This window comes from Shinella curvata (assembly GCF_022899935.1).
GTDB classification, from domain to species: Bacteria; Pseudomonadota; Alphaproteobacteria; order Rhizobiales; family Rhizobiaceae; genus Shinella; species Shinella curvata.
In genome coordinates this window covers 96495-109890 of sequence record NZ_JALJCJ010000005.1, presented here as the reverse complement: position 1 = coordinate 109890, position 13396 = coordinate 96495, and the positions used below count along the sequence as shown (strand labels likewise).

The following is a 13396-nucleotide window of genomic DNA, read 5'->3' as shown; positions in this document are numbered from 1 at the left end:
ATGACTTCGGTCATATCAGGCGCCTTCTGCCGCAATGCCATTCGTGACCAGGTCGGCGATGGTTTTGCCCCAGCCGTTCTGTTCGGTGGCGAAGAAATCGCCGATCACATAGTTGGCGGCCAGAACCCGCACCGGACCGAGCGGAGAGAGCGGGTCGGTGGCGAGCGCGCCGAGCGAGACCGCGGCCGTGCCCCAGCGGCAGGAGGTCATCTGGAAATCCGGTGAGGTGTCGCGGGCGATCACCCGCTTGTTGAGGATCTTTCCGTCGGGTGCGGGCTGGATGTGGATGTTGAGGTGCGGCGTTGTCTTTAGCGGCTCGGCTTGTGTGCCGTCGAAGGTGCAATCGATGGTGATCAGCGGTACGCCATGGCGGACGACGCTTGCCGTCGCTCCGTTCGTACGCTCGGTGAGGTCGATCGTGCCGAATTTTTTCGGATAACCCCAGAGATCGCGACCTGCCGCGATGGCTGCGTCATTGTCCTCGTATTCGAACAGGAAATAGCCGCCTTCGCGGTCTCCGAAGCGCACCGGGATGACGATGCCGGCATCCATAAAGGGTGCCTTGCGGCAGTTCGTGAAGTCCGAGACATAGACCAGGAACCGGTCCCCGGCGAGCGTGAAAGGCGTGTTCTCCAGATATTGGCCGAGTACCGCCGGATCGCCCTGGCATATGGCGTTGAGGCTGCGGTTGCCCGGGCACTCATAGGGCACGAAGGGGTCGGGGATCAGCGGTGCCTGGAGCGGCATGTTGTTGGCATTGTGGAGCGGAATGCGGGTCATGCTGCCTCGGGTCTTATGAGAGGGAGTGGGTAGAAATGAAAAATATTCAGAAATAATTCATTTTCGTGAATTTTTTACCCATGATTCCGAGCGCGTCAAGTGCTTGTGGCGGCGGCGAATGGCATGTGGACGGATCGTGCAAACACTTTTCCATTGCTCGGATCGTAAGAATCATCGGAATTCGTCTTCCGTCACCATCGTCCCCGCCCTGATGCGCCGGCACATGGCATACAATTCCGACTGAGTGTCCAACGGCTGTTCAAGGACCCCGTTTGACCTACCCGATGGACATGCGAAATCTGGCGGGCTTGCCGATATCGGGAGGCCGGGCTAAACGAGACACGTTCCGTAACGGCGCCTGCGTGGCGCGGCGAAGCAATTGCCATGGTGACGAACTTGTCCTCTGATGACCCGAAAAGTGCTGACGATACCGATCCGCTGATGGTGCGATCGGTGGAAAAGGCGTTTCGGGTGCTGGAAGCTTTCGACGGCACCAACAGGAGCCTCAGCCTTGCGCAGATCGGTGCGAATGTCGGCCTCGACAAGAGCGCCGCACAACGCTTTACCCATACGCTGAACAGACTGGGTTACCTGCAAAAGGACCCGGTGACCAAGCGGTTCGAGCTCAGCCTGCGCAGCCTCGAAATGGCGCGCCATTTCATCACTGCCAACCCGCTGGTCAACCAGGCGATGCCCTATCTTCTCCATCTCAGCCGCGAGACGGAGGAGGCCGTCAACCTGACGCTGCCCGACGGCACGGAGATCGTCTTCGCCGCCCGTTTCATGAGCCGGCATATGCTCAACACCGATGTCGTCGTCGGCACGCGAATGCCTGCCTTCTGCACCGCGCCCGGCCGGGCGATTCTTTCCCGCCTGCCGCCCGCGGAAGCCCTGTCGCTCATCGAGCGGTCCCCCTTGCAGGCCTTCACGCCGCAGACGGTGCATACGGTCGACGGGCTGGTCGAACGGCTCGATGCCGCACGCGGTGCCGGCTATGCCACGACCTGGGGTGAATTCTTTCCGGGCGACCTTTCGGTCGCTGCCGCGGTGCTCGATCAGACCGGACGTCCCGTCGCGGCGGTCAATATCGGTGTTTCCAATGCGCGTTACACGCCTGAAAAGGCGGAAGAGACATTCGCGCCTCTCGTCGTTGCTGCCACGCGCTCGATCTCGCAGGCCGCTTCCACCTTCTGACGTTTTCAAAGGACGATTTTTGAGCCTTTGCCGGCCTGCCGGCGAAGGTTTTTTTGTGCCGTGAAAAATGCCGTTGACAATTTCATGTATTGAAATACGATACTGTGTATCACAATACGATACGATGGATCGCATGACAAATTTCATTCTGACAGAGCAGCGCGGCTCCTGCCGCGTGATCACGCTGAACCGCCCCGAGGTTCTCAATGCCTGGCATTCCCCGATGCGCCTTGATCTCATGGCTGCGCTGGAGGCAGCCGAAGAGGACGCTGCCGTCGGTGCGATCATCATGACCGGCGCAGGCGAACGCGCCTTTGGTGCAGGTCAGGATCTCAACGAGACTAAGACCTTCGACCCCGACCGCGCCGAACTCTGGATCGGCGAGTGGGAGCGGCTCTACGATCGTATCCGCAGCCTCTCCAAGCCGTTGATCATGGCGCTGAACGGCCTGGCTGCAGGCTCGGCCTTCCAGGTGACCCTGCTCGGCGATTTCCGCATCGGCCATGACGGCGTGAAGATGGGGCAGCCGGAGATCAATTCCGGCATCGCCAGCACGACCGGCCCTTGGATCATGATGGAGATGATCGGGCTTGCGCGCACCACCGACCTGACCCTCAGCGGCCGCATGATGGATGCGGCGGAATGTGTCGCCATCGGTCTCATCAACCGGATCGTCCCGCGCGAGGAGGTGCTGGACGCATCCTTGGCGCTCGGCGAGCAGCTTGCCGCCAAGCCGCGGCTTGCCATGAAGCTCAACAAGCAGCGCTTCCGCGAAGTCACCGAGGCCCGTTTCCGCGATGCGCTTGCGGCTGGCGTGCGCAATCAGCGTATCGCCTATGGCGACGGCGAGCCCAACCGCATGATGGAGCAGTTCCTCGCCGCCAAATCAAAGGCGAAGTCCGGCTGAGTCCCGCCTTCAATCCGCTTTTCAAGATCAATGACTTTTCAGGACTGTAGCGTGGAAGACCAAGGTTTCATTTCTCGCCTGCCGGCCCGGGCCATGGCCTCGCCCGATGCCATTTATGCGACGTTTGACGGCGATCCGATCACCTTTGCCGATCTGCACCGCAAGTCGGACAGTGTCGCGGTCGCACTTCGTCGTCTCGGCGTCGAGAAGGGCGATCGCGTGGCGCTGATGCTGCGCAACAGCCCTGACAGCCTCGCCGTGCTGTTCGCCATCGCCAAGTGCGGCGCCGTCTGGGTGCCGGTGAATGTGCAGCTGCGTGGCGACGGGTTGAAGTACATCCTGGAACATTGCGATCCGCGTGTCGTCTTCGCCGATCGTGATCTGTTCCAGAACATCTCGGAGTGCGGTGCCGACACCACGGTGTTCCGGCTCGTCGCGGAGGCAGGTGATGCGGGTTCGCTCGACCGGCTCGCCAGCGGCGATCACGTCTTCGACGAGCCGCTGCCGTCGGCCGATGATCTCTTCGCGCTGAACTATACGTCCGGCACGACCGGCCGCCCGAAGGGGGTGCGCGTCACCCATCGCATGCTGCGCTATGCGGCGGAAGGCGCGATGCTTTGCTCGGATGCGCGTGATGGCGATGTCTTCTTCGTCTGGGAGCCGCTCTATCATATCGGCGGTGCGCAGCTCATCCCGATCCCGCTGTTGCGCAATGTCACGCTTTCCATGGTGCAGCGCTTCAGCGCCAGCCGATTCTGGGATCAGGTGCGTGACTGCGGCGCGACGCAGATCCACTATCTCGGCGGCGTGCTGCAAATCCTCCTCAAGCAGCCGGTGAGCGCACGTGACCGCGACCACAAGGTCCGCGTCGCCTGGGGCGGTGGCTGCCCGCGCGATATCTGGCGCGCCTTCGAGGAGCGCTTCGGCACGCCGCTTCGCGAATGCTACGGGATGACAGAATCGTCCAGTATCACCACGTTCAACGCGGACGGCCTGGTCGGTTCGGTTGGTACCCCCGTGCCGTGGCTTTCCGTCGAGATCCTCGACGAACAGGGTGCGCCCGTGGCGGCGGGCGTGCATGGCGAGATCGTCGTCCATCCGCGTCAGGCGGGCGCGGTCTTCGCCGGCTATTTCCGCAATGAAGAGGCGACCGCAAAGGCGCTGCGGCCTGACGGTTTCCACACCGGCGACCTTGGCATGATCGATGCAGACGGCAACCTCTATTTCCTCGGCCGCCTGACGGACAGCGTGCGGGTGAAGGGCGAGAACGTCTCGGCCTTCGAGGTGGAGCACGTTGCCGGCAGCCATCCGATGGTCGAAGACTGCGCGTTGATCGGCGTCAAGGCCGAGATCGGCGAACAGGAGATCAAGCTGTTCATCAAGCCCAAGGAAGGGGCCGCGATCGACTACCCGGCCTTTTCCGACTGGCTTGCCCATCGTCTGGCGCCGTTCCAGAACCCGCGCTACCTCGCCGTGGTCGAGGATTTCGAGCGTACGCCGAGCCAGCGCATCATGAAGCACCGGCTGCCCGCATCCGTCGAAGGCAGCTGGGACAGGCAGCAACGCACCGGGCGATAAGGTCCGGTACAGATACGCACATAACCGCATACCCCAAGGGGAGACAGTCAGAATGAAGGCCGCCGTTCTCTACACGTTCAACGAAGACCTCGTCATCGAGGATGTGCCGATCGCCGATCCCGGCGATCGCGAGGTGCTGGTGCGCATCATCGCGACCGGCGTCTGCCACAGCGATCTCAGTGCCGCAAAGGGCAAGTCGCGTCCCAAGCTGCCCGTCATTCTCGGCCATGAAGCGGCCGGCATTGTCGAGCGTACCGGTTCGGCGGTGTCCAAGGTGAAAAAGGGTGACCACGTCATCCTTTCCTGGGCGCCCAATTGCGGCGAATGCTTCTATTGCCACAAACGCCTGCCGACCATGTGCGACACCTATGGTGACGCTGCAGGCGGCAACACGCTCTGGAACGGTGCCCTCCGGCTTGGCAGTGCGCAGAAGCCGGTCAATCACTTCACCTGCGTTTCGAGCTTCGCAGAGCTCGCGGTCGTGCCGGAAGCGGGCTGCTCCAAGATCGAGCACGACATTCCCTTCGAGGTCGCGGCCCTTGTCGGTTGCGCGGTGACGACGGGTTTCGGGGCGGTGGTGAACGACGCGCGCGTCGAGCCCGGCGAAATCGTCGGGGTCATCGGTGTCGGCGGTGTCGGCATCAATGCCATCCACGCGGCGTCGGTTGCCGGGGCGGAAGCGGTCGTCGCCATCGATATCAATCCGGAAAAGGAGGCGGTCGCCCGTTCGTTCGGCGCGACGCACTTCCTGAACTCCGCAACGCAGGATGTTACCGCGGAACTGAAGGCTCTGAGCCGCGGTCGCGGACCCGACAGCATCATCGATTGCACCGGGCGACCCGCGGCAATCGCACTTGCCTATGACAGCGTCCGGCTCGGCGGTTCGGTGATTTCCGTCGGTATCGCGGCCAAGGGCGAGATGGTCTCGCTGCCGGCCTCGACCTTGCCCAACACCCAGAAGCGCATCATCGGCAGCAACTATGGCGGCGGGGTTCCGGAGCGTGATTTCGAACGCATCCTCGGCCTCTACCGGGCCGGCCGTTTCGACCTGGATCGCCAGGTCGGCGCGCGCGTGCCGCTGGAGCAGATCAATGAGGCCTTTCGCTGGCTGGAGCAGGGCGTTCTTGCCCGCACACTCGTGTGCTTCGACCGCTGACCGACGAAATCCAAAATGAGACAGAACATGTATCCTGATACCCAACTCTTCATCGCCGGCGAATGGACGAACGGCTCAGACGCTGAAACGCTCGCGGTTCTCAATCCGGCGACCGGCGGCGAAATCGGCCGTGTCGCGAAAGCGACGGCGACGGACATGGATCGCGCGCTCGCCTCTGCCGCCAAGGCCTTCGAGCAGTGGCGCAAGACGACTGCACGCGACCGCGCAAAACTGCTCCATGCCGCCGCCGACAATCTGCGCGCCCGCATTGAGGACATCGCGCCCATCCTGACCATGGAACAGGGCAAGCCGCTTGCCGAAGCCCGCTCGGAACTGCGCAATGCCGATGACGTCATCCGCTGGTTCGCGGAAGAGGCCATCCGCTCCTACGGCCGCATCATCCCGGCGCGCAAGCCCGGCGTGCAGCAGATGGTCATGAAGGAGCCGATCGGCGTGGTCGCTGCGTTCACGCCCTGGAACTATCCGGTCGCCCAGGCGATCCGCAAGATTTGCGCGGCGCTTGCCGCCGGCTGCACGGTGATCCTGAAGGCCGCCGAAGAGGCGCCGGCCTCCTGCGCAGCCATGGTTCGCGCCTTTGCCGATGCCGGTTTCCCTGTTGGCGCGATCAACCTGCTCTACGGCACACCTTCGGAAATTTCCGAGTATCTCATTCCGCATCCGGTGATCCGCAAGGTGTCCTTCACCGGTTCGACGCCGGTCGGCAAACATCTGACCGCGCTCGCCGGCGCCCACATGAAGCGGGTGACGATGGAGCTGGGCGGCCATGCACCGTATATCGTCTGCGCCGACGCTGACCTCTCGTCCGCCGTTTCGATGCTGGCCGGCCACAAGTTCCACAATGCCGGCCAGGTCTGCATCGCGCCGACACGTGTGCTGGTGGAAGAGCCTGTCTTTGACAATGTCCTCCAAGACTTCGTCAACGCGGCGAAGGCCGTGAAGGTGGGAGACGGTCTTTCCGACGGTATCGACATGGGGCCGATGGCGAATGCCCGCCGCCTCGACGCGATGGATCGGCTGATCGGCGACGCCGTCGCCAGGGGCGGCCGCCTGCTGACCGGCGGCAGCCGCATCGGCAATGCCGGGTTCTTCTTCGAGCCGACGGTTCTGGCCGATGTGCCGCAGGACGCTGCGATCATGAACGAGGAGCCGTTCGGACCGGTTGCGGTCGTCAACCGTTTCGCGGCGGTGGATGCGGCGATTGCCGAGGCGAACCGGTTGCCGTTCGGCCTGGCCGCCTATGCCTTCACGCGGTCCCAGAGGCACGCGCAGCGTTTCGCCGAAGACATCGAGACGGGCATGCTTTCGATCAACGATTACGGCCTTGCCTATGCGGAGGTTCCGTTCAACGGCGTGAAGGATTCCGGGTACGGCTCCGAGGGCGGTCCTGAGGCGCTGGAGACGTTCCAGACGATCAAGTTCGTTTCACAGACGAATTTGTGAAAATCACATAAATGAAATCTTGACTTAATTTTTTCATTAGTGTGAATTTCATCTCGAAGTGAACACTCAGGAAAGACCTCTCTGCCATGTCCCAGAACGCCTATGCCCTCCCGCAGCGCGCGCCCCTCTACCAGGCACCGCCGTTCGACTACAAAGCCTTCAGCAAGGTCAGCGTGTTCTGCCGCGTTGACGAGGCGGCGATCCGTGCGGCTTTGCCGGCGCAGTTCGAGGTCCGGGGCGACGTGATCGAATTCTTCATCATGGACGTGCCAGCTGGTGGGGCGCTCGGGTCCTATGCGGAAGGCGGCATCGTGGTGCCGATGAGCTATCAGGGTCGCCCGGGCGGTCACGTGCTTTACGAGATCGTCACCAATGACGACTCCATGGCGGTCGGCCGCGAGGTCTGGGGCTATCCGAAGAAAATGGGCGAAGTGGACTGGAAGGCGAGCGAAACGGCAATCACGGCCAAGCTCTCGCGCCGTGGCACTTCACTGATCGAGATCGACTTCAGGGCTGATGGCCCGGCCTTCGAGAAGCCGGCTCTGCATCCGCGTTTCCAGACCCGCATCATTCCGTCGCCGGAAAGTGCTGCCGTCGAAACGCAGATCATCGAAAACTCGCTCGGTCAGTCCGAAACGCTCCGTCATGCCCTCGGCACGGCCGAGATCAAGATCGGCGGCAGCGCCAGCGATCCGTTCTCCGATTTCCAGATCCGCGAGATCGTCGGTGCGGAAATGATCGTCGCCAACTTCGTCCTCGGCTTCGGCAAGATCGTCGGCTGAAAACGAGCTTAACAGGGAACCGTACACATGATGTGTGCAAAAGCGCCCGAAAAGATGTTCAGGCTCGATGAAAAACGGGTCTTCATCACCGGTGGCGGTGGTGGCATCGGTCGTGCCGCGGCGCTGATGTTCGCCGCTTTCGGCGCGCGTGTTGTGGTTCTCGACCGGGATCGGCCGGCGGCGGAAGCCGTTTGCCGGGAGGTGCGAGAGGCTGGCGGTGCGGCGACAGCCTCCGCCCTCGACGTCACCGATGAGGCCGATGTTCTGTCTGTCTTCGCCGCGGCGGAGCAGGAGGCAGGCGGTCTCGACATCCTGGTCAACAATGCGGGCATCTCGATCCGGCGACCATCGACCGAGCTTGCGATCGAAGACTGGAACAGTGTCGTCTCGGTCAATCTGACGGGCATGTTCTTGTGCTCGCGGACGGCTGCCCGCTCCTGGATCGCTCGGGGCATGCCCGGCGTGGTGATCAACACGGCTTCGATCATGAGCTATTCGGGTGGTGGCCTCCATCCGAATGTCTCCTACCAATCGACCAAGGCCGGCGTGGTGAACCTCACCCGGACGCTGGCCGTCGAATGGGCCGATCACGACATTCGCGTCAACGCGGTGGCGCCGACCTGGGTTCGTACGCCGCTGATCGATCATTTGATGGCCGACGGAGCGCAGATGGAAAAGATCCGCAGCCTGACGCCGCTGAAGCGGTTGGCCGAGCCGGACGAGGTGGCCTCCGCCATGATTTTTCTGGCCGGACCGGCCTCGGCAATGACCACCGGCCACGTGCTGGCGGTTGACGGGGGGTATCTCGCGAAATGAGGAGGGGAAGGGAAACTTCAGGTAGCCGCGTGCCTGGTCACTGTCGTGAAGAATGTATCGAATAATTTCATGCATGCGTTGCCGGGACGGGAGTTCCGTGCGACGAATCTCAACGAGCAAAAGGGGAACCAAAATGAACAGAACCCGCATACTTCTTTCCGCCGCAGCACTCCTTTTCGCCTCCGGTGCCATGCCGGTGCTGGCGGATGACATCGTGCTGGGTGGCAGTGCGCCGATGTCCGGCGCGCAGGCCGAGTTCGGCCAGTCGCAGATCGACGGCGCCCAGCTCTATTTCGACCAGCTCAACGAGAAGGGCGGCATCAAGGGCAACAAGGTAGTCTTCCGCCCGCTCGATGATCGCGCCGACCCACGCCAGGGCACGCTGGTTGCCCAGCAGTTCTGCGACGACAGCGCCGTCATCGGTGTCATCGGCCACATGAACAGCGGCGTCACCATGCCGGCCCTCGACATCTACTCGGAATGCGGCATGCCGCAGGTCGTGCCCGCCACGAACCCGGAACTCATGCGCATGGGCTTCAAGACCGTTGTGCGTCCCGTTGCAAACGACTTTGTCCAGGGTGCGCTGCCGGCGAAATACGTCACCGAAAAGCTCGGTCTGAAGAACGCCGTTCTCGTGCATGACAAGACCGTCTTCGGCCAGGGTATTGCCGGCGTATTCAAGGACAATTTCGAAGCCGGCGGCGGCAAGGTCTCCGGTAGCTACGGCACGAACCCCGAGGACGTCGATTTCTCGGCGCTCATCGCCTCCATCAAGCTGGAAAACCCTGATGTCGTCTATATGGGCGCCGGCATGCCCCAGCTTGCCCTGTTCCTCAAGCAGATGCGCGAGCAGGGCCTGAAGGCCCAGTTCATCGGCCCGGATATCGGCTTCACCGTCGATTTCATCACGCAGGTCGGTGCGGCCTCCGCCGAGGGTGCGCTGATGACCTTCCAGCTTCCGCCCTATGATTCCTCGCCGGAACTGAAGGATTTCTCCGATCGTCACCAGGCCCGCTTCGGCCGCGCACCCGGCCCCTATGCCTCGCTTGGCTTTGCCAATGCACAGGTGATGGCTGCGGCGGTGGAAAAGGCTGAAAGCCTGGACCGCGCGGGCGTTCTCGCGCAGTTGCATGGCGTGACGGTAGAGACGTTGCTCGGCCCGGTCGCCTTCGACGAGAATGGTGAAAACACCACCGCGCCGATGTACCTCTACGTCGTCAAGGACGGCAAGTTCGAACTGATCAAGCAGTAATCAGCCGGACATTTGTTCAACGGGGCCGGCGCAATCCGTGCCGGCCCGTCGTCATAGAGGCGGTCCCCTTGCTCGACTACTTTCTCCAACAGCTGATCTTCGCGCTCGCCATCGGTGCTATCTACGGATTGATCGCCCTCGGCTACACGATGGTCTACGGCGTGATGCGCCTGATCAACTTCGCCCACGGCGAGTTCTTCATGCTCGGTCCGTACGTTTACACGTTCATTTTCAGTGGGCTCATCGGCCTGGGTGGTCTGGCGCCGGTGCTTGATTCCGTCATCGCGATCGTCGCGAGTTTCGTTATCGTCGGCCTGCTCGGCGTGGCGATCGAGCGCTTCGCCTATCGACCGCTGCGCGCCTATGGCCGCCTTGCGCCGATGTTGAGCGCGCTCGGCATGTCCATCGTTCTACAGAGTGCGGTGCGTGTGACGGTCGGCCCGCAGCCGGTGCATTTCCCGGCAATCGTTCCCAGCACACCGATCGATGCGCTCGGCGGCATGGTGACGACGGTACAGTTCGGCATCCTTGTGGCTGCGGTCCTGCTGATGGTGGGCTTGACGCTCTTCGTCAACGGCACGCGTCTCGGTATCTGGATCCGTGCGGCGTCCGAGAGCTGGACGACATCGAGCCTGCTCGGCATCCGCGTCAACCGCGCCGTCAGCCTCGTCTTCTTCATCGGCCCCGGGCTGGGCGCCATGGCCGGCATCATGTACGCGTCCTATTACGGCATCATGCAGCCGACCATGGGCTCCGTCATCGGCCTGAAGGCCTTCACGGCGGCCATTCTCGGCGGCATCGGGTCCATTCCGGGCGCCATGCTCGGCGGCTTCCTGCTCGGCGCAATCGAGACCTTCGGCACCGCTTTCCTGCCGATTCTCTCCTTCGGCTATATCGGCACGGAATATCGCGATGTCTTCGCCTTCGCCGTTCTCATCCTCGTTCTTCTGTTCAAGCCCGCCGGCCTGCTCGGCGAGACAGTCTCGGAAGAAACGACCGTCGCAAAGAAGGATTACTGACCCATGGGGAACTCGGTGATCGCCCGGCGGCTCGGCCTTCTTGCAGTCCTCGCGCTTTGCGTGGTTCTGCTGGCGCTGGTGCCGTACCTTCCATCTTATTACGTCCGCGTCGTGGACAGCATCCTGATCTACATCATCCTCGCGGTCGGCCTGAATCTCGTGGTCGGCTATGCAGGTCTGCTCGATCTCGGCTTCATCGCTTTCTACGCGGTGGGCGCCTATGCCTATGCCCTGCTTGCCAGCGGGCAATTCGACATCCACCTGCCGTTCATCGTCATCCTGTTCATAGGCGCCGCGGCCGGTGCCATAGCGGGCGTCCTCCTCGGGTTCCCGGTGCTGAAGCTGCGCGGTGACTATCTCGCCATCGTCACGCTCTCCTTCGGCGAAATCATCCGCATCGCCATCAACAATGCCGATGATCTGACCAACGGTCCGCAGGGTATTGCCGGCCTCGACAGGGCGAGCCTCTTTGGCCTGCCCTTGACCACTCCGGTGCATTTTTACTGGTTGCTGCTGGTGCTGGCGATCATCGTCTGCGGCGGCGTCTACTACATGGAACGCTCGATCCTCGGCAAAGCCTGGCGGGCGCTGCGCGAGGACCAGGACGTGGTGCGTGGCCTCGGCATCAACACGACGACGCTGAAGCTGCTCGCCTTCGCGCTCAGTGCGGCGATCGGCGGGGCAGGCGGGGTGATCTTCGGTGCGTTCCAGCGCTTTGTCAGCCCGGAAAGCTTCACCTTCCAGGAATCGCTGCTCGTCGTCCTGATCATCATCATCGGCGGTGTCGGCAATATCGTCGGCGTCATCGCGGGGGCGGTCGTGCTCGTGGTTCTGCCGGAAGTCCTGCATTTTGCTGCGCAATACCGCCTGCTGATCTACGGCGTCGTGCTCGTGACTGTCATCGTTCTTCGCCCGGGTGGTCTCGTTTCGCCCCGTTTCAACCTCGGCTTCATCATTCGAAAGGTCCGGACCCTATGGCTCTCGCCCTCGAAAACGTAAGCAAGCATTTCGGCTCGCTCGTCGCGATCCGCAACCTGTCGCTGTCCTTCGACGTCGGGTCGATCTACTCGATCATCGGGCCGAACGGTGCCGGCAAGTCGACCGTTGTCAACATGATCGCCGGCTCCTATTCGGTGACTTCAGGCACGATCCGGCTCGGCGCGACGGCACTCAATCAGTTGCCCAAGCACCGCATTGCCCAGCTCGGCGTATCGCGTACCTACCAGAACCTTCGCCTTTTCGATGGCATGACGGTTCTGGAGAATCTGGAGGTCTGCTTCTTCCCGCAGTCGTGGCTGACCTTCCTGACGGGCGCAAAACGGCTGAGCAAGGCCGAACGGCTCGAAATCTGCCACGCCTGCCTCGCCGAATTTCATCTGTCGGATGTAGCGGATGTTCTGGCCGGCGACCTGCCATATGGACGCCAGAAAATCCTCGAACTGGCGCGCGCCTTCGTCACGCAGGCGCCGATCGTGCTGCTGGATGAGCCGGCCGCCGGTCTCAACCATACCGAAACGAAAGACATGGCGGCGATGATCGCCGGCCTGAAACGTGAAGACCGCGCGATCATCCTCGTCGAGCACGACATGGACATGGTTATGTCCATTTCCGACCGGATCGACGTCTTGAACTATGGCGAGCTGCTTTGCTCCGGCACGCCGGATCTGGTGCGCACGAACGAAAGAGTGCAGGAGGCCTATCTTGGAACCACGGAAGAACTCGACGACATCCGCAAGCTTGCTCAAAGTCGCCGGGCTCAAGGCGGGCTACGGGCGAACGCAGGTATTGTTCGGCATTGATCTGGAAGTTCGCGCCGGCGAGATCGTCACGATCATCGGCGCGAACGGCGCGGGCAAGACATCGACCCTGCGCTCGATTTCGGGCCTGACGCAGATCTATGCCGGCGAGATCGAATTCAAGGGCAGGCCGATCAGGGGCCTGCCGCCTGAAGAGATCACCCGCCTCGGTCTCGCCCATTGCCCCGAAGGGCGCCAGATCCTCCAGCGGCTGACGGTGGAGGAGAACTTGCTGGCCGGCTACATCCCCGGCCGCGGGCGCAGCTTCGACGAGATCAGGACCCAGGTCTACGACATGTTCCCGATCCTCAAGGAGAGGCGTCATTCGCTGGCGAGCCGCATGAGCGGCGGCCAGCAGCAGATGCTGGCGATCGGCCGCTCGCTGATGGCGACACCCGAACTCCTGATGCTGGACGAGCCATCGCTCGGTCTGGCGCCGAAGATCATCAACCAGATCTTTGAGATCATCATCACGCTGTCGAAATCCGGTATCAGCCTCGTCGTCGTCGAGCAGAATGCCGCGGTGGCCCTGGAAATCGCCGACTATGCCTATGTGATCGATGCCGGGCGCTGCTCGGTGGAGGGGGGCGCCAACAATGTGCTCAACGATCCCGATCTCAAGGCTGCCTATCTCGGCGCCTGACTGGGCATATAG

The 13396-nt window shown here is 62.4% G+C and carries 13 protein-coding genes; 12 read left to right on the top strand and 1 reads right to left on the bottom strand.

The features are described from left to right. Positions 1-15 precede the first annotated feature (15 nt). Positions 16-780 carry an acetoacetate decarboxylase family protein gene (locus tag MUU55_RS18590; RefSeq protein ID WP_244762265.1) on the bottom strand — a complete coding sequence of 255 codons (765 nt, stop codon included), beginning with the start codon at positions 778-780 and terminating at the stop codon, positions 16-18. A gap of 387 nt (positions 781-1167) precedes the next feature. On the opposite strand from MUU55_RS18590, the gene MUU55_RS18585 reads away from it, so the two are divergent. The 12 genes from MUU55_RS18585 to MUU55_RS18530 all read left to right on the top strand — a co-directional run bounded on the left by MUU55_RS18585 (position 1168) and on the right by MUU55_RS18530 (position 13384). After that, on the top strand, positions 1168-1974 hold the full coding sequence (locus MUU55_RS18585; protein WP_425314206.1) for an IclR family transcriptional regulator: 807 nt from the start codon (positions 1168-1170) through the stop codon (positions 1972-1974). Positions 1975-2107: 133 nt separating this feature from the next. After that, positions 2108-2881: an enoyl-CoA hydratase/isomerase family protein gene (locus MUU55_RS18580; protein ID WP_244762263.1), complete on the top strand. Its 774-nt coding sequence runs from the start codon at positions 2108-2110 to the stop codon at positions 2879-2881. A 51-nt stretch (positions 2882-2932) separates the two neighbouring features. Further along, the gene (locus MUU55_RS18575; protein ID WP_342346065.1) at positions 2933-4459 is read left to right on the top strand and encodes an AMP-binding protein; all 1527 of its coding nucleotides are present in this window, start codon (positions 2933-2935) and stop codon (positions 4457-4459) included. A gap of 52 nt (positions 4460-4511) precedes the next feature. Further along, a complete protein-coding gene (locus MUU55_RS18570) occupies positions 4512-5615 on the top strand; it encodes a Zn-dependent alcohol dehydrogenase (protein ID WP_244762262.1) in 1104 nt (367 codons plus the stop codon). Positions 5616-5642: 27 nt separating this feature from the next. Beyond that, positions 5643-7076, top strand: a complete 1434-nt coding sequence (locus tag MUU55_RS18565; protein ID WP_244762261.1) for an NAD-dependent succinate-semialdehyde dehydrogenase — start codon at positions 5643-5645, stop codon at positions 7074-7076. A gap of 86 nt (positions 7077-7162) precedes the next feature. Further along, complete coding sequence (locus tag MUU55_RS18560; protein ID WP_244762260.1) at positions 7163-7858, top strand: acetoacetate decarboxylase family protein; 696 nt, start codon at positions 7163-7165, stop codon at positions 7856-7858. A 27-nt stretch (positions 7859-7885) separates the two neighbouring features. Further along, entirely contained in the window at positions 7886-8674 is a 789-nt protein-coding gene (locus MUU55_RS18555) for an SDR family NAD(P)-dependent oxidoreductase (protein WP_244762259.1), read from the top strand. A 133-nt stretch (positions 8675-8807) separates the two neighbouring features. Further along, positions 8808-9926 (top strand): branched-chain amino acid ABC transporter substrate-binding protein, encoded by a 1119-nt coding sequence (locus MUU55_RS18550; RefSeq protein WP_244762258.1) that lies wholly within the window; start codon positions 8808-8810, stop codon positions 9924-9926. 68 nt (positions 9927-9994) lie between these two features. Further along, on the top strand, positions 9995-10945 hold the full coding sequence (locus MUU55_RS18545; protein WP_244762257.1) for a branched-chain amino acid ABC transporter permease: 951 nt from the start codon (positions 9995-9997) through the stop codon (positions 10943-10945). Positions 10946-10948: 3 nt separating this feature from the next. Continuing rightward, on the top strand, positions 10949-11944 hold the full coding sequence (locus MUU55_RS18540; protein WP_244762256.1) for a branched-chain amino acid ABC transporter permease: 996 nt from the start codon (positions 10949-10951) through the stop codon (positions 11942-11944). After that, positions 11920-12744, top strand: a complete 825-nt coding sequence (locus MUU55_RS18535) for an ABC transporter ATP-binding protein (RefSeq protein WP_244762255.1) — start codon at positions 11920-11922, stop codon at positions 12742-12744. Before MUU55_RS18540 ends, MUU55_RS18535 begins: the two co-directional genes overlap by 25 nt. Beyond that, positions 12683-13384, top strand: coding sequence for an ABC transporter ATP-binding protein (locus MUU55_RS18530; RefSeq protein ID WP_244762254.1), 702 nt, complete (start codon positions 12683-12685; stop codon positions 13382-13384). Before MUU55_RS18535 ends, MUU55_RS18530 begins: the two co-directional genes overlap by 62 nt. The last annotated feature ends 12 nt before the right edge of the window (positions 13385-13396 follow it).